Annotated in this window: 3 protein-coding genes; 2 read left to right on the forward strand and 1 reads right to left on the reverse strand. The window is 68.9% G+C overall.

From position 1 onward, the window contains the following. Positions 1 to 61: 61 nt before the first annotated feature. Both AC07WS_RS29375 and AC07WS_RS29380 read left to right on the forward strand, forming a co-directional pair. Positions 62 to 17,041 carry a DUF4214 domain-containing protein gene (locus tag AC07WS_RS29375; RefSeq protein ID WP_494732472.1) on the forward strand — a complete coding sequence of 5,660 codons (16,980 nt, stop codon included), beginning with the start codon at positions 62 to 64 and terminating at the stop codon, positions 17,039 to 17,041. Further along, positions 17,041 to 17,595 (forward strand): hypothetical protein, encoded by a 555-nt coding sequence (locus AC07WS_RS29380; protein ID WP_494732473.1) that lies wholly within the window; start codon positions 17,041 to 17,043, stop codon positions 17,593 to 17,595. The genes AC07WS_RS29375 and AC07WS_RS29380 overlap by 1 nt, the downstream gene beginning before the upstream one ends. 79 nt (positions 17,596 to 17,674) lie before the next feature. On the opposite strand, the gene AC07WS_RS29385 is transcribed toward AC07WS_RS29380, so the two are convergent. Further along, positions 17,675 to 18,919: a right-handed parallel beta-helix repeat-containing protein gene (locus tag AC07WS_RS29385; protein WP_494732474.1), complete on the reverse strand. Its 1,245-nt coding sequence runs from the start codon at positions 18,917 to 18,919 to the stop codon at positions 17,675 to 17,677. Between the last annotated feature and the right edge of the window lie 149 nt (positions 18,920 to 19,068).

Raw genomic sequence — 19,068 nt, forward strand, 5'->3', positions numbered from 1 at the left:
GCCTCCACCAATCAACCTGGACGCCGGGCGCGCGGCATTCTTTGCAAAAAAGGAAAACGAAATGGTAGCTATTGTCAGCGGTAACGGAATGGGTTTGCTCACCGGTTCTTCGTCCACCCTGGGCCAGTTGGGCGTGCTCGGCAACCCCAACCTGGGCAATAGCAAGGAAGGCGCCTATGTCAACATCGCCACCGGCAACCTGGTCTTGCACAACCAGGACGAATTTATCGCCGCCGCCGGCGTCAACCTGTCGCTGACCCGCACCTACAACTCGCAAGGCGGTTACAACAACGGCTACGGCCCCAGCTGGCGCATGGGCGCGATCCGGCAGATCGTCGACCTGACCGGCACCGTCAACACCGCCGGCAGCACCGTCACCCGCATCAACAGCGACGGCAGCCGCGAGCTGTACCGCTACGACGCGGCCCGCGCGCAATACCTCAGCACCGACGGCGGCGGCGGCTACAACCACCTGAGCCTGAACGCCAGCCAGGAGTGGGTCTGGACCGCCGACCGCGCCGACATGGCCGGCCTCTACGAAAACTACGGCCCCCTGGCCGCCGGCGGCCGCATCCAGTCCAGCGGCGACCAGATGGGCGCGCGCATCGGCTACCAGTACGACGGCAGCGGCCTGCTCAGCCAGGTCACCGACGCCTCCGGCGACGTGACCCGCTTCGACTACGTCAACGGCAACCTGAGCCAGATCCGCGTCACCGACCGCGCCGGCGTCACCAGCACCCGCGTCCACTACAGCTACGACACCCTGAACCGCCTGATCCAGGTCAGCACCGACCTCACGCCGGACGACAACAGCATCGCCGACGGCAAGCTCTACGCCACCACCTACACCTACCTCGACAACACCAACGAAGTGGCCAGCGTGACCCAGAGCGACGGCACCCGCCTGGCGTTCGGCTACAAGCAGGTGGGCGGCGCGTGGAAGATCGACACCGTGACCGACGGCCTGGGCCAGGTCACCCGCTACGCCTACGGCAGCCAGCAGACCACGGTGACCGACCCGCTCGGCAACAACACCGTCTACACCTATGACGCGGCCGGCCAGCTGCTGACCGTGACCGAGCCGGCCACGCTGCTCAACGGCGCGGTCGTGCCCGGCCAGGTCACGACCTTCGCCTACGACGCCAACGGCAACGTGCTGAGCGTGACCGATGGGCGCGGCAAGCAGACCACCTACGAATACGACGCCAACGGCAACCGCACCCGCGAGACCAACGCGGCCGGCGACTTCATCATCCGCAACTACAATCCGGTCAGCGGCCTGCTGATCAGCGAGACCCAGTCGGTCAGCAAGGCCGCGCCCGGCTCGCCGTTCGGCGTGCAGCAGACCACGCGCTACCTGTACGACAACGGCAACCGCCTGCAGTTCATCGTCGCCCCCGGCGGCGCGGTCACCGAATACCGCTACGACGCCAACGGCCAGCGCACCAGCGCGCTCGAATATGCCGAAGCCCGGATGCCGGACAACGGCATCTTCCTGACCTGGGGCCTGCTGGACTGGACGCAGTCGGCCAGCACCGCCGGCACCCGCATCAACCGCACGGACTTCAGCTACGACGCGCGCGGCCTGGTGAGCAAGACCAACTCCTACGTGGTCGACAACGCCAACGCCGCCGCGGTGGCGCTGCCGGCGGTCATGCCGGCAAATATCGCCAACGCCAGCAAAGGCAGCCTGACCTTCACCTCGGTCAACCAGCCCAGCGCCAGCTTCCCCGTCGTCAATGGCACCGACACGCTGCCGCTGGGCAGCGCCTTCCACTTCAAGGTCACCACGCCGGCCACGCTCACCGACGGCCTGCTGGCCATCGGCGTCAGCACCGCGCCGGCCGGCGACCAGCGCCTGCGCGTGCTGTTCGACGCCGGCGTGCTCCACCTGCAGGCGCGCAACGGCGCGACCGCGGCCGACCTGCCGCTCGGCAGCCTGAAGGCCAATACCAGCTACACGGTCGACATCATCACCGAAGCGTCCGGCGAAGCACGGATCACGGTGCACGACAACAACAGCACCGCCGACGCGCTGCGCGTGCAGCGCTTCAACTTCACGCCGGGCAGCGTGCTGCGCTTCGGCGCGGAGACCTCGTGCGGCCCGCAATACGGCGGCGCCACGAGCGGCGCCAGCAACACCATCACCGTCAGCGCCCTGAGCGCCAGGGCGCCGGCCACGCTGGCGGTGGCCGCCGCCAGCGCCAGCTATGTCTACGACCAGCACGGCCAGCTGCTGCAGACCATCGACGGCAAGACCCAGACCAGCGCCGCGCTCGCCTACGACGGCATGGGCCGCCTGCTGTCGACCACCAGCGCCGCCACCGGCGCCGGCGCCGACACCACGCTCTACAGCTACGACGAAGGCGGCGGCAGCCGCAGCGTCACGCTGTCGAACGGCCTGGTCACCAAGACCACCTACGACCGCGCCGGCCACGCCACCAGCGTCTCGCAGCTGGACAAGGATGGCCGCCTGCTCAGCATCGCCACCAACAGCTACGACAACGACGGCCAGCTGCGCCGCACTTCCGCGCCGAACGGCGCTGCCATGTACTTCCTGTACGACGAGGCCGGCCGCCAGACCGCCAAGGTCGACGCCAACGGCGACCTGACCGCCTATTTCTACAACGCCGACGGCCAGGTCAGCCGCACCATCCAGTACGCCAGGCCGCTGACGGCGGCCCAGATGAACCAGCTGGCGCAGGTCAACGGCAACTGGCCGCGTGTGAGCCTGGCCGACCTGCACGTGGCCGACAACGACGCCGACAACCGCAGCAGCTGGAACCTGTACGACGACGCCGGCCGCCTGTCGAAGTCCGTCGACGCCAGCGGTCTGCTGACCGTCTACGTCTACGACCAGGCCGGTCGCGTGACGCAACAGATCCGCCGCGCCTACGACATCGGCAAGCTGGCCAATGTGTATGCGCCCGCCACGCTCGACGACGCGCCGACCGCGGACGACCAGGTCAGCCGCAACGTCTATGGCACCGACGGCAAGCTGCAGCTGGAGATCGATCCGGCCGGCTATGTCACCGAGCACCGCTACGACGCCCTCGGCCAGCCGGTCGAAACGCTGAACTACGCCATCCCGCTGACCGCAGCCTATCTGAACCAGGTGCCGGCGCCGGCCGCCAGCGCCATCATCGGCAGCGCCGGGGTCGTCGCGTCGCACCAGCGCTACTTCTACAACACCAAGGGCCAGCTGGCCGGCACGCTGGACAACGGCAACTACCTGACCGAACTGAAGTACGACGCCAACGGCAACCTCCTCAGCCGCCGCCACTACGCGGTGGCCGTCACCGCGCCAAGCGGCGCCCGCATGTCCGACCTGGGCTACGCCGCCGGCCCCGGCGACCTGGTGACCAGCTACACCTACACCGCCCGCAACCAGCTCGAGACCGAAACCGCCCCCGGCGGCATCGTCACCCGCTACACCTACGACAAGCTGGGCAAGCTGATCGAGACCCGCGTCGGCACCGGCGCCACCCGCGCCCAGGCCGAGCGCTACGACCTGCAGGGCCGCCTGATCGGCGAGCTGAACGCCGAGGGCGTGGCCGCGCTGGCCTCCGCCAAGCCGGAGGATGTCGACGGCATCTGGCTGCGCTACGGCAGCCGCTACACCTACAACGAAAACGGCCTGCGCCTGACCGCCACCGACCAGCTGGGCAACCAGAGCCGCTATTACTACGACGGCCAGGGCAACCTCAGCTACACGATCAACGCCGCCGGCGAAGTCACCGCGCTGGCCTACAACGCCTTCAACCAGCTCAAGAGCAAGACCAGCTACGGCACCCGCATCGACGCCGCCACGCTGGCAACGCTGGGCGGCGGCCAGAACGACGCCAACATCGGCACCATCGCCGGCCGGCTGGCCGTCGGCGCGCTCGACAGCGTGACCCGCTACGAATACGACCACAACGGCCGCCAGAGCGCCGTCGTCGACGCCCTCGGCAACCGCAGCACGGTGCACTACGACGCCTTCGGCCGGGTCGACGCCACCGAACAGCAGAACGTCCCGAACGGCAATGTGTCGGCGCCGTCCGCCAATGCCGGCGGGCGCAACTTCTACGATGTCGACGGCCGCCTGCAAGCCTCGCTCACCTCCGGCGGCGTCCTGACGGTCTACACCTACAACGCGATCGACCAGCTGACCGACCGCATCACCTACGCCAAGCCGGTCAGCTTTACCGTGGCCGACCTGAACGCGGCAATGGCGCTGGTCGCGCCGGACGCCGCCCACGACAGCCACCAGCACTACTTCTACGACGCCCGCGGGCTGCTGGCCGCCGAGATGCGCGCCGAAGGCCTGGCCGCCGACGGCAAGCTGCAATGGTCGGTGATACGCCAGGACTACGACGGCAACGGCAACCTGACGATGCGCACCGCCTACGCCACGCCGCTGGCGCTGGCCGGCAGCGCGCCGGACCTGGCCTATCCGGCCGACAGCGCGTCCGACAGCGTCACCGTGTACGCCTACGACGGCGCCAACCGCCTGGCCGCCACCGCCACCGCGCAGAACACCCCCGACCCGCGCACGCCGGCGCTGCGCAACTGGTCGGTGGTGCGCAACACCTACGACGCGCTCGGCAACCTGAGCGCCACCACCGCCTACGCCACGCCGCTGACCGGCGCGGCGCCGGCCGGCGACGCCCTGCAGAAATACGCGCCGGCCGATGCCGGCAACGCCACCACCTACTACACCTACGACAGCGCCAACCGCGTCAAGACGGTGGCGGTCGCGCAGAACAGCAGCGGCGGCCAGGTGCAATGGGCCGTCAGCGGCCGCAGCTACGACGCCGCCGGCAACCTCAGCACCACCACCCAGTACGCCACCGCGCAGACCACCGGCTCCGCCCTGGCCTACCCGACCGGCGCGCCGCTCGCCGATCCGGGCAGCGACCGCACCACCACCTACCGCTACGACGCCAACAACCGCCTGCAGGTGACGATAGACGCCAACGGCGCGGTGAGCCGCATCGACTACGACGGGCGCGGCAACGTGGCGCAGCGCACGCAATACGCCGCGCCGCAAGCGCCCGAGAACGTCAGCGCCGCCTACCACCCGGCGCCGCAGGCCGCCGACCGCGTCAGCCGCACCGTGTACGACCTGGACAACCGGCCGCTGTTCGACGTCGACGCCGCCGGCAACGTCGTCAAGCACAACTACGATGGCCAGGGCAATCTCGCCTCGGTGGTGCGCTACGCCACCGCGGTCAACGCCGCGCTGGTCACCGACCGCGCCGACAGCGTCACCGGCCAGCTGCGCGCCAGCGCCGACGACCGCAGCACCACCTACGCCTACGACCAGAACCATCGCCTGCGCTTCACGCTGGACGCGCGCGGCTATGTGACGGAAAACCGCTACGACAACTTCGGCCGCCTGTCCGACACCCTGGTCTACCCGACCGTGGCGGCGCTGGCCGACACCAGCTACGCCAACCTGGTCAACAACACCGCCAAGTTCGGCACGCCGCGCGTCAGCCACTTCGACTACGACGCCCAGGGCAACCTGGTCAAGTCGACCGACGCCATGACCTACAGCGAATCGTTCGGCTACGACGCGCTGGGCCGCAAGACCAGCTTCACCAACAAGCTGCAGCAGACCTGGACCTACGCCTACGACGACGCCGGCCATCTGGTGCTGGAAACGGCGCCGCCGGTGGACGTGTACGCCAACGGCCAGCTCGACGTCAACCCCGACTGGACCGCCCGCACGCCGGCCACGGTCCAGCTGCAGACCTTCATGCAGTACGACATGCTGGGCAACCTGACCAGCCGCACCGAGGGCTACGGCTCGTCGCAGCCGCGCGTCACCGGCTACGCCTACGACCTGGTCGGCCGCCAGATCAAGACCACGCTGGCCTCGGTGCAGGTCTACAACGCCGGCGAGACCGCCTCGGCCATCGGCGCGGCCGGCCGCAACGAAGTGCCGTCCGGCGAACTGACCATCGAAGTGCGCTACGACATGCTGGGCAACGCGGTCGCCAACAAGGACGTCGGCGGCAACCTGAGCTACAAGGTCTACGACCGCCTCGGCCAGCTGCGCTACGACGTCGACGCCGCCGGCTACGTGACCGGCTATGTCCGCGACAGCTTCGGCGCGGTCACCACGCTGACCCGCTACAACGAGCCGATGCCGGGCTACGCCGCCTTCAAGGCCGACGCCGCCAACCGCACGCCGGCCGCCGTGCTGGCCAGCCTGCAGCAACGGGCCGCCGCCGTCGCGGCCGCCGACCGCAGCATCGCCACCCGCTACGACCAGCTCGGCCAGGTGGTCAAGGTCAGCGAGCCGCTGGCCTGGGTGTTCGACCAGCACGCGCTGGGCGGCGCCAGCATGATGCTGTCGGCGCGCACCACCGACACCAGCTACGACGCCTTCGGCGCGGCGCGCCAGGTGACGGTGTACGGCGCCGACGCGGCCGGCGCGGCGCTCACCAGCGCCGCCAGCACCCGCTACTTCTACGACGCCAACGGCAACAAGACGGCGCAGATCGCCGCGCTGCAGGACGACGCCGCCGGCCGCCTCGGCTACCTGACCACCTACACCTACGACCAGGCCGGCGACCTGCTGACGCAGACCGAATACGCCACCGCCTACAGCGATTGGCACGCCGACTGGAAGGACAGCTATTACGGCCTGCCGCAGGCCAGCGACAGCGACCGCCTGACCGTCAACTACTACAACGCCAACCGGCGCAAGGTGCTGGTGGCGCGCGAGCACCAGATCGCCGCCAGCTACACCTACGACAAGCTGGGCAACACCATCACCGCCAGCGACGGCGGCGGCAATACCACCTTCAGCTACTACGACGCGCTGGGCCGCGTCAGCGCCACCGCCGTCATGCACTACCCGCTGCCGTGGGTGGAGACGCCGCCCGGCACCAGCCTGCCCGCCGCGCCGACGCCGCTGACCGAGTTCCGCCGCGACCTGTACGGCAATGTCGTGACCCGCATCGACTACGCCAACGGCGCGCCGGCCGGCACCACCGACGCCGTCAATCCGTTCTCGCCGGCCGCCGCCGTCAAGCCGGTGCGCGACCCCGCGCACGACCGCGTCACCAGCACCACCTACGACAGCGCCGGCCGCGCCATCCAGGTGTACGACGCCGAAGGCAAGGCGATCAACACCTCCTACGACAAGTTCGGCCGGGTCGCCAAGCAATGGCGCACCGTCACCAACCTGGACAACGCCGACCACCAGGTCGAGACCTTGTTCACCGTCACCCGCTACGACGTGCTGGGCCACGTGGCCAGCATCGAAAAGCCGGGCAATATCGACCTGATCCACGGCAGGCTGAATCAGCACAACACGATCCAGACCAACACCTACAACGCCTTCGGCGAAGTGACGCAGGCGCAGACCGCCGGCGCCAACCAGAACAGCGAAGACGACTGGGAAACGCCGTTCACCCGCACCGACTACACCCGCTACGACAACGCCGGCCACGCCTGGCTGTCGAACGCCGGCGACGGCGTCGACAAGCTGACGCTGTTCGACGCCCAGGGCAACGTCAGCAGCAGCATCGTCTGCGTCAATCCCGAGGTCGACTATCGCAATGCCACCTTGCGCAGCGCCACCGACGTGCGCGCCGCCCTGCAGACCAGCTGGCTGCAGCGCACCGACTACAGCTACGACCTGATGGGCCGCCAGGTGGACGCCCGCGCCAGCAGCGACGCCCAGCTGTACGTGATGGTGCGCGACCCGGTGGCCGGCAACTGGTACAAATTGCCGCAGGTGGGCGGCAGCCGCCTGCTCGACAGCCTGCTGGTGGTGGCCGACACGCGCGACCAGGGCACGCCGTTCAAGATGTCCTACCGCCTCAAGGGCGGCGCCTGGATCGACGCCGCCCCGCGCCTGCAAAGCCTGGGCGGCGCCACGGTGTTCAGCACCCAGGGCCTGGCGGCCGGCGACTACGAATACCAGGTCGTCGCGCAGCCGGCCGGCGAGGCGGAGTTCGTCCGCACCCACGGCGCCATGCAGATCGCCAACCAGGCCTCGGCCGACAAGAACGTCACGCTGGCGCGCATCTACGCGCTGCTGCTGAACCGCGCGCCCGACCTGGGCGGCCTGAACTTCTATGTGGCGCGCGCCAACGAGGGCGCCAGCATGGCCGCCATCGTGCTGGGCTTCCTGGCCAGCACCGAGGCGGCGCCCAACCTGGCCGGCACCAGCGAGGCCGTGATCAAGCGCATCTTCGCCTACGCCTTCGGGCGCGACGGCGCCAACGATCCGTCCTACGCGGCCGACGTCGCCAAGTGGAGCGTGGCCTACGACCGCGCCAAGGCGGCCGGCGGCAACGCCCCCGGCCAGCTGTTCCTCGACCTGATCGACAGCGTGGTGCTGCCGGTCGACGACTACCTGCCGCCGGCCACCAAGGCGCCGCTGTACCGGGCCCAGGCCTGGCTGAACAACCGCGTCGAAGCCAGCCTCAACTACGTGATGGACTACCGCGGGGTCGACCCGGCCAGCGCCGCCACCGTCTTCAACGAGGCCGCCACCAACCTGGCCAAGGCCAAGCAGGACGCCCAGGACCTGGGCACGCAGGAGCTGCGCAAGACCCAGGTGGCGCAGATGTACCTGACGCTGTTCGGCCGCGCGCCGGACGCCGGCGGCGTGGTGTTCTGGCTCAACGCGCTCAAGTCCATCACCCCCGAGCAGATGGCCACCGGCATGCTCGACAGCCCGGAAGCCAAGGACCCGCTGCTGTACCCGGACAACGACCTCGACGAGGCCGGCTACAACCGCCAGCTGGTCGCCCACGCCTACCAGAACATGCTGGGCCGCGCGCCCAGCGCGGCCGAGGCGGCCGACTGGACCGCGCGCTTCGCCGCCATGGGCGGCAGCGCCCGCGACAAGCGCGGCCAGTTCGTCATGCAGCTGGTCAACCAGGTCGCCAACTACGGCGGCGGCGACCCCGCGCTGCAGGCGCAGAAGCTGGCGTTCAACAACAAGGTCGCGATCGCGCTCAACTTCGGCCAGGTCGCGCTGGGCAATATTTCGCTGGCCGACCAGGGCTACGTCAGCCGCGCCGTGTTCGCGGCCGTCACCTCGGCCGAGACCGCCAAAGCGGCGGCCGAGAAGGCCGAGACCACGCTGGCCGCCAGCGCCACCGCGATGGCCGCGGTGGCCGCGGCCGCCCGCGCCGCGGCCGGCGCCGCGCCGCTGGAGGACATGCGCGCGCAGGTGACGCGCCTGTACGTGGCCCTGCTCAACCGCACGCCCGACACCGGCGGCCTGGCCTTCCAGCTCGACGCCCTGCAACGCATGGGCGGCGGCCAGGCCGCGTGGAACGCGCTCGCCAACGGCCTGATCACCAGCGCCGAGTCGCAGGCCGACACCACGCTGACCGCCTACACGCTGGTCAACGGCGTCAAGACCGCCACCACCGACGCCCAGTTCGTGCAGCGCATCTACCAGCTGGCGCTGGGCCGGCTGCCCACCAGCGGCGCGGCGCGCCAGGAGATGCTGGCCTTCCAGCAGCAGCTCACGGCCAGCAACCGCGGCGAGATCGCCGTCAAGATCCTCAACGGCATGCTGTCCTACCCGGACCTGTCGGCCGACGACGCCGCGCTCAAGGCCACCTTCAACAACAAGGTCGGCGTCGCGCTGGCCTGCGTGGTCAACCTGAGCGCCTTCGACTGGGCCAACGCCGGCAACATCGGCGCGGCCCGCAGCACGCTCGACAAGGTGACCGCCACCGACCTGCACGCCGCCCTGGCCTACGCCTACGGCCTGGCGCAGGCGGCCGGCGCCCAGCCGACCATCGACGCCGCCACCCAGGCCAAGGCCAGCGTGGCCACCGCCTCGGCCGCGGCGGCCGCCAACGCCCTGGCCCGCAACGACCTGAACGCGGCCAGCGCGCTGGCCGCCGCCCAGCCGAGCGCGGCCCAGCGCCTGCAGGTGATGCAGATGTACACCGGCATCCTGGGGCGCACGCCGGCCCAGTACGCCAGCCAGCCCGACGTCGGCGGGCTGGAGTTCCAGATCGACGCGCTGAACCGCACCACGATGGACGTCATCGCCGGCAGCTTCATCACCAGCGCCGAAGGCTTGAAAATCTACCCGGCCGGCATGAGCGACGCCGACTTCGTCGCCAAGGTGTACGCCACCGTGCTCGGCAGCGCAGCGCCGGGCCAGCCGGACAGCGCGGCCTGGGTCGCCAAGCTGGGCGGCGCCGCGCCGATGAGCCGCGGCCAGGTCGCGCTGGCCATCCTCGACGCGGTCAAGAACTACGCCAACTATACGCCGGACGCCAACGCCCGCAGCTTCCTGGCCGCGCGCCAGGCCTTCCTGCAGCGCGTGGCCGATAACTTCGCGCTGGTCGACAGCGCGCAGCAGGCCGCCGTCGCCGCCGCCAACGCCGCGCTGGTGGATCAGAACAAGCTGGGCGCCACCCTGCCCGGCCTGCTGAGCCAGCAGCAGCGGGATGCCGCCGCGCAAGCCACGGCGGCCAGCGACGCCACCGCCGCGCTCAGCGGCGCCAACAGCGCCGGCAACGCCAGCGCCAACCGGCGCCTGCAGCTGACCTTGCTGTACGCCACGCTGTTGCAGCGCAAGACCACGCCGACCCAGGGCGAGTTCGACTTCTACGTCACCGGCAACGGCGCCGCCGCCGACCTGCCGGCGCTGGCGCAATCGTTCATCGTCAGCAAGGAGGCGCAGGACCGGGCGCTGTTCCCGGCCGACAACCGCGCCTTCATCGCCACGCTGTACAACTACATCCTGGGCCGCAGCGCCGACGCCAGCGAGATCGACTACTGGCTGCCGACGCTGAACGCGGTCAACGGCCGCGGCCAGGTGGCGGTGTTCATGCTGAACTCGTACAACGCCTACAGCGACAGCAAGCTGCCCCAGCTGCAGCGCAAGGCCGGCTTCGACCAGACCATCGCCGGCTTCCTGGCGCAGCAAAACACCGACGCGGCCGGCGTCGCCGCCGGCGCGCTGGCGCTGCTGCGGCAACGCCAGGGCGAGACCGCCAGCGCCGCGCAAAACCTGAGCAACGCCAGGGCCCTGGTGACCAGCACCAAGGCCACCGTCGACCGCATCGCGGCCGACGCCAACAAGGACTACGCGGCCGCCGACATGTTGCGCGCGGCGCCGGCGGCCTACCAGAGCGGCATCACCTACCTCTACCTGGGCATCCGCGGCTCGGTCGACTTCGGCGGCCTGGCCTGGCAGATGAGCCATGCGGACGGCAGCGCGGCCTACCGCACCGCCCTGATCGGCGCCCTGCTCACCGAGGCCAACAACGGCTATCCGGCCGAGCCCGTGGCCTATGTGCAAAAGCTGTTCCTGAAAGTGCTGGGCCGCGTGGCCAGCGCCACCGACAGCGGCGTGCTGTTCTACGCCAACTACCTCAAGAGCCATCCGGACCAGCGCACCGCGGTGGCGGAGATGATCTTGAACTCCGACGAGGCGGCCAAGCACCTGAACCCGCTGGTGGCCACCCAGGTCGCGGCCGACATCGGCCACGCCCAGAGCCTGGTCGACGGCCGCGCGGCCGCCAACACCGCCTACGCCAACGCCCAGAACCAGCTGCCGGGCGTGCAGGCGGCCTATGACGCCGCCGCCGGGCGCGAGAGCGCGGCCGGCGGCGTCTACACGGCCGCCGCCAACGCCGCGGCCGCCGTGCTGGCGCTGAAGAACGCCTACGCCAAGACCATCGCGGCCGACAACGCCTACATCAGCGCCGCGCAGTCGCGCGACGCCTACGGCGCCGCCAAGAGCCGCTACGACGCCCAGCAGATCGTGCTGGCGCCGCAGATCGCCATCGTCCAGGGCGCGGCCACGGCCACCCCGGCCGACCACGCCGGCGCCGTGCTGGCCGCCAAGCTGGCCGCCGCCGCCACCGCCGACCTCGGCGTGGCCGGCGCCTATATCGCCGACGCCGCCACCAGCGCGGTGGCGCGCTCCAGCCGCCAGGTCAGCCAGCTGTACGTGGCGCTGATGAACCGCGCGCCGCAGTTCGCCGAGCTGCGCTTCTGGAACGGCAAGCTGGCCGAAGGCATGACCCTGGCCAATGTCGCCAAGGGCATCATGGAAAGCAGCGCCGGCGCCGCGCTGTATCCCGCCAGCTTGAGCAACGACGGCTTCGTCACCCAGCTCTACAAGTTCGGCCTGGCCCGCGACTTTTCGCAGGACCCGGGCGGCCTGCGCTTCTGGAGCGACAAGCTGGGCGGCGCCGCGCCGCTCAGCCGCGCCGAACTGGCGGCGGCCTGGGCGCAATCGGTGCCGGCCAATAACAACAGCGACAGCGTCACCTTCGACAACAAGGTGGCCGCCGCGCTGCAGGCCCTGATCGCCGAGGGCAAGGCCATCCTCGCCACGCCGGGCAGCCTGGCGCCGGCCATCCAGCTGGCCGAGGAGACCGCACGCGGCACCGCCACCACCTTCGACGCCGCCGCCAGGGCGCTGGCGGCCAGCACGCCGATGGCGCAATACGTCCAGCCGGTCACCCGCCTGTACCTGGCGCTGTTCAACCGCGTGCCGGACACGCCGGGCGTGCCGTTCTGGATCAAGGCCTACGCCGGCCCGCCGGTGCTGAACATGGGCCAGGTCGCCCAGGCCATGCTGGCCTCGCCCGAGGCGGCGCAGCGCTATCCGGCCGGCACCAGCGACAGCGCCTTCCTGACCCAGGTGTTCACCAACGCCATGGGCCGCGCGCCCGGCGCGGCCGAGCTCAATCCCTACCTGGCCCAGGTGGCCGGCCAGGGCCGCGGCGCGGCGGCGGCCAATATGATCAACGCCATCGCCGACGGCGCCGCCACCGGCGACCTGGACCTGACCGCCACCCGCGACGAGTTCAACGCCAAGGTCGGCGCCGCCATGGCCAGCGTGGCCGGCGCGCTGACCGACCAGGCCCGCTACCTCGACCAGGCGGTCAGGCTGGCGCACGACCTGGCCGCCAGCAACCCGCTCAACCGGCACGTGGACGGCGTGGTCATGGGCGTGGCCGCGGCCATCGTCGGCGGCGAGAAGAGCGCCACCATCAACGCCGTCACGCTGGACCGCTGGGGCAATGTGCTCAACCGCGTCGACGCCCGCGATCCGAACTGGTCCGTCACCTACACCTACAACCACGACAACCAGGTGCTGACCCAGACCCAGTACGCCAAGGCCGGCGACCGGCCGAAGTACGCGCAAAGCTACAGCTACGACGTGATGGGCCGCGTGCGCAGCGTGACCGAGGGCGCCGATCCGGCCGTGCCGGGCAGCGGCCACACCAACCGCAGCTACTACGACGCCAACGGCAACCTGGTCAAGGAAGTCCACGCCGACGGCGGCGTGATCGACTACCAGCTCGACGTGTTCGGCCAGCGCACCGCGGTCTGGCAGTACACCGACGCCGGCAACGCGGTCAAGACCGACTACAGCTACGACCGCCTGGGCCGGCAGACCAGCCGCACCACCGCCGAGGTGACCGTGGCGCACTGGAACGTCGACAGCACGATACTGGCCTGGCAGCGCGGCCGCATCACCGACACCTATGCCTACGACGAGCTGGGCCGCCGCATCCGCAGCACCAACAGCCACAACGCCGACGTGACCGACCCGAACAACGGCCTGAGCACGCTGACGCGCTACGACCTGGGCGGCAACATCATCAGCGTGGAGAACGGCGTGCCCGCCAACCGCGCGGCCGGCGCCGCGCGCAAGGCCACGCTGAGCGTGTACGACGCCTTCAACGGCAAGTTCGGCGAGCTCAGCTACGGCGGCACCATCGACGAGCAGGCCCAGCCCGGCGGCGCCCACAACTACCGCGAGTGGGTGCTCGACGAGCGCGGCCGCGCCATCGCCTCCTACGACCTGAGCGGCGCGAGGACCGACTACAACTACGACGCCGCCGGCAAGCTGACCTACCAGGGCAACTTCGTCGACCTGCGCCTGCCCTACCAGAACCTGCGCTACACCTACGACAACGGCACCGGCCGCCTGCTGCAGATCGACGACCGCGGCCTGCACCAGCTGACCACCTACACCTACGACCGCGACGGCAACCGCCTGAGCGAGCAGGTGTGGCTGACCTCGCCGCAGGGCAACCGCATGTTGCAGGACAACAGACTGAGCTACGACCACCAGGGCCGGCTGACCGACATCGTCGCCAACGTCGCCTACGCCGACTACAAGGTGCACTACGAATACGACGACTACGGCAACCGCAAGAGCGTCGACACCACGTTCACCAACGACGTCACCGACAAGAAGCACATCTGGGTCAACTACGAGTACGACAGCATGAACCGCCAGACCAGGGTCTCCGGCGGCACCGAGACCGAGTACGCCACGCCGCACAGCAGCGGCGGCGGCCGCCGCCGTGCGGCCATCGTCGACGACGGCAGCGGCGAACAGGACTGGAGCAACCTGGACAACAGCGTCATCGAGGCCCACACCATCACCTACGACTGGCTGGGCAACCGCAGCACCGACAACAACGACATCTACCGGTACGACGAGGCCGGCCGCCTGTCGCAGGTGCTGACCAACAACGCCGTCACCGGCCAGCGCTGGTACGACAGCAGCGGCCAGGTGATCTCCAGCACCGACAAGGACGGCATCCACTACAACAGCTACGACACGGTGGGCCACCTGATCGACCAGCGCAACACCGACATCAACGGCAAGCTGACCAGCAAGCTGCACTACCAGTACGACGAGGCCGGCAACCTGTACCACTACGGCATCGTCGGCGCCGACAGCCACCAGGTGCAGATGATCGACATGGTGTACGGCGTCAAGCGCGACGGCTACCTGCTGACCTCGACCACCATCAGCAACCTGGGCGACCACGGCGCGGTCGACGGCAAGACCAGCGTGCGCCACTACGACGTCAACGGCCACCTGTCCGAGGTGACCGGGGTCGACGCGCGCACCGTCTTCAGCGACAGCAACGGCCACATCCTGGAGAAGACCCAGGGCGGCGTGGTCACCCACAGCCTGGTGGCCAACGACCAGCTGATCGGCAGCAGCAGCCGCGCGTTCGAATCGTTCAGCAGCGTGTACGACTCGGTCAGTTCGCCGTCGGTGGCGGCGCCGCCGAGCGTGTACGTGGTGCAGAGCGCCGACGAGACGCTGCGCAGCATCGCCAAGATGGTGTGGGGCGACGAGCGCCTGTGGTACCTGATCGGCGACGTCAACGGCATCAACGCGGCCGACAGCAAGCTCACCGTCGGCCAGCCGCTGAAGATACCGACCCGCGTCAACACCGTGCTCAACGGCTACCAGAGCTTCAAGCCCTACGACGCCTCGGCCGCGCTGGGCAGCACCACGCCGGAACTGGCGATGCCGCAGGCGCCGCAGAGCGGCGGCGGCGGCGGTGGCGGCGGCGGCTGCGGCGGCATGGGCAAGCTGATCATGGTGGTGATCGCGGTCGCGGTGACCATCTACACGGCCGGCGCCATGTCGGGCGTGACCGGCGGCTTCCTCAACACGATGGCGGCCGGCGCCTCGGCGCTGGGCGGCGGCGGCGTGGTCGCCGGCACCACGATAGGCGCGGCCGGCTTCACCGGCGGCGCCATCGCCGGCGCGGTCGGCTCCATCGCCAGCCAGGCGGTGGGCAACCTGATCGGCGCGCAGGACGGCTTCAGCTGGACCGGCGTGGCCTTGTCGGCCTTGGGCGCCGGCGTCTCGTCCGGCGTGGCCGAGTTCGGCCAGGCGGCAGGCAGCGGCTCCGTCTTCAACGGCTCCGGCTGGCAGGCGGCCGCCGCGCGCGCCACGCTGTCGAACGTGGTGACCCAGGGCGCGGGCATGATCACCGGCCTGCAATCGGGCTTCGACTGGCGCGGCGTGGCGGCCTCGGCGGCAGGTTCGCTGGCCGGCTCGATGGCCGGCGACGCGGCGCGCTCGGTGTTCGGCGCCGGCCTCGCGGCCAACACCGTCGGCAACCTCGCGGCCAACGTGACCGCCTCGGTCATGCGCGGCGGCCGGATCGACCTGCGGCAGATCGCTACAGACGCCTTCGGCAATGCGCTGGGCAGCAGCTTCGCCGCCCAACTCGGCTCGTCCTCCGACGCCGAAGTGCAGGCGGGATCGCATGGCGACAAGTTCGCCTTCAACAACTCCCTGCCCACCAATATCTACGCGCAGATGCGCGCCGACGCGATGGACAGCGGCAGCGTCTATGACTTCGTCTCCAACGACCAGCTTCAGGAACTGTCGCGCCTGGCCGACGCCAACGGCGGCGTGCTGCCCAAAGGCATACTCGATCCGGAGGATGCGGCAGCACCGGCGGCAAATCCTGCCGCCGTCACGCCAGCAACCGAACCGGCCGCCGAAGCCGACGCCATACAGCGCGTCATCATTGTCGGCCAGCGGCCAACGGCAGAACAACGGGCCGAGTACGAAAACCAGGCGAAGGACGAGATCCGCCTGTCCATGTTGAAGGCTACCGGCGCCTTTGCCAAAGCTGGCAAAAAAGTCCCGCGCGCGCCGGTGAGCAAGAGCCTGTATCCGACATCGGCGCCGCTCAGCGACGCCGAATTTAAGGATTCGACGTCCCTGACCCGCAGCCGGGTCAGGGAAATCATCGAATCGCACAATCCTCTGCTGGTGAAGGTGGGCGCGCCTGATTTGCTGTACGACGCGGCGCAAAAATACCAGCTGAATCCGAAGATACTGCTGGCCTCCATGGCGCAGGAACAAAGCTGGGGGCTGAACGGAAAGCTGTCCAAGCTGTTTGGCATCGACGCCGGCGGCGGCGGGAATCCGGCCGCGCTATCGATCGAAGCATCGATCGACAAGGCGGCCCAGACCTATCGCCGGTATTTCGACGAGGCCACCGCAGATCCGCGCAAACTGAATATGAAGATCGACTACGATCCACGAGACAAGGAACAGATCGCAGTGGTCGGAAGGAATGGACTGGCGTCGTGGCAGCACGACCATGCAGACGATGTCACGCAACTGCATCAGGGTTTCCAATATACGGCACGCACAAGTTCGGAATACGCTCGGTTAAAATACACGCCATTTACTTACTTCGCGCCGCAAAACAGCAGGCCTTACGACGCGTGGATCAACCTTGTGAACGGATTTAAACCGTAATGAAACTAACGACATTGTCCAAATTGGCGTCATGCTGCCTGTTCGTATGCTTCGCGCTGCACGCCAACGCGGCGCCAGCCTCTGACGCCGCCGAGAATGCCGCGCCAGTTCTGGCGATAGAAACCATGGCGCTCAGCACCGATCCCACTATGCTTTACGGGAATGGTTTTCCTGGGAGCGTCACCAGAACAATCAGCAGCAAGGACAAGATCGCGTTCTATTACGCCGCCATCCGCGTGATCAATCCGGGCAAGAGCAAATTCGAGGTGCGGCTGGAATGCGTGGACGCGACCGGGCAGCTTATTCTCGGCAGCACGACTACGCGGGAGGTCCACGACCTCACCGAATCCCGCTACCTGGACGGCAAGTCGGGCTATATGGAAACCAGCCTCGGCTTGAATCCCGCCGTCGGTGCCGTCGTTCCCGGCCAGAAGATATCGTTGAAGAATGAGCAGGAATATTATGTACGCCTGCTCGTCGACGGCAAGTTGCTGGGGTTAAGCAAATTCAGGTATTTCGTCGAAAGCAAAGCCGCAAAGGGCGAGAAAAAGTAAGCTTCGTCGGACAACGAGCTTCTCGGCGCCAGAGTGCTCAACGCAGACTGCCAAGCGTTGAGCACCGCTCGCGCGACGACTACGGCCCGACGTTGCCGATGCCGAAGTTGTTCTTGAACAGCTGGTTGGTGCCGGCCGCGTCGTTGACCAGCGCCGCGCCGTTGCCGCGCACGTCGTTGCCGGACAGGATCACATAGTCCACGCCCCGGCTGATCACCACGCCCGCGCCGCTATTGCCGTTGACGCCGCCGCCGGTGCCGATGGTGGCGTCGGTGATGCGCACGCCGTTCAGGCCGGAGTTGAACCAGGCGCCGTAGCGATTGCCGCCCAGCTCGCCGCCGCTGATCGCCAGGTCGCTGACCGCGCCGCCGGTGGTGATGCCCGAACCACCGTTGAGCATCAGGTGCGGCGACGTGAAGTGGATGCCCGACACCATGCCGGTGCCGCTGTTGACCACGTACACGCCGTCGCCGCTCGACGAGCTGGCCCAGATGCTGTCGAAGCGCGAACGCACGACACTGGCGCTGCCGGTGGGCGCGATGCGGATGCCGTTATTGCCGGAATTGTCGAAGAAGCAGTGGTGCACCCACAGGCTGTAGACGCTGCCCGCGTCGGTGGCGCCGCCGCCGCTGTCGACGTACGGATCGACCAGCAAGCCGGTGCCCTGCTGGATCACCGAGGTATTGCTGATGATCAGCGCCGCCGAATTGCGCACGCGAATGCCGGCGTGCGACACCTGCGGCTGCTGCGCGCCCATCAGCACGTCGTCGATCATCTGGCTGTTGTCGCCGCCTTCGGCGCGGATGCGGATCGCGTCGACCGCGCCGTTCTGGAAGCGGCCGTGGCGGATGCGCGCGACGCTGCCGGTCATCAGGATGCCGTTATAGTCGCCGTCCATGTAGAAGTCGTCGATGAACGACTCCTGCCCGGCCAGCACCACATAGCTGCCGCCGGTCTGCGGCACGGCCGCGTTGAACTTGAAGCCGCGGATGCCGGCCCCGGTGCCGAAGGCGTTGAACAGCACGGCCGACGGCGTGGTCGCGCGGATCACGGTGGCGTCGCGGCCGGCGCCGACCATCACGGTGCCCTCCATCAGCATGCCGCCGCCCGCGTACAGGCAGGTGCCGGCCGGGAACTGCAGCTGCCGGCCCGACGTGGCCGCCAGCGCGCTGTTGATCGCGGCGGTGTCGTCGTTGACGCCGTCGCATTTGACGCCGTAGGTGGAGGCCAGCACTGCGTCGCCCCGGTGCGTGCCTTGCGCCAGCGCGCCGGCAGAGCTCAGCACCAGCGCCGTCGCTGCCGCGTATTTCCAATATCGTTTCATAACAAAGATTCCAGGTGATGAATAGGATCTCTATTCTAATTGGCAATATTGTCCAAAAAGTCACCAATTACCACCGGCGGCGTGGGGCGGCGCCCGCGCAGAAAGTCTGATGCGAAAAAATAATTACCGTAGCGCTAAATTTTTCTCCG

This window comes from Duganella sp. GW821-FHT01E12 (assembly GCF_059422325.1).

What these genes read in the sequence shown, in the direction of transcription:
- AC07WS_RS29375 (WP_494732472.1), top strand. Translation starts at nt 62, where the DNA reads ATGGTAGCTATTGTCAGCGGTAACGGAATGGGTTTGCTCACCGGTTCT.
- AC07WS_RS29380 (WP_494732473.1), top strand. Translation starts at nt 17,041, where the DNA reads ATGAAACTAACGACATTGTCCAAATTGGCGTCATGCTGCCTGTTCGTA.
- AC07WS_RS29385 (WP_494732474.1), bottom strand. Translation starts at nt 18,919, where the DNA reads ATGAAACGATATTGGAAATACGCGGCAGCGACGGCGCTGGTGCTGAGC.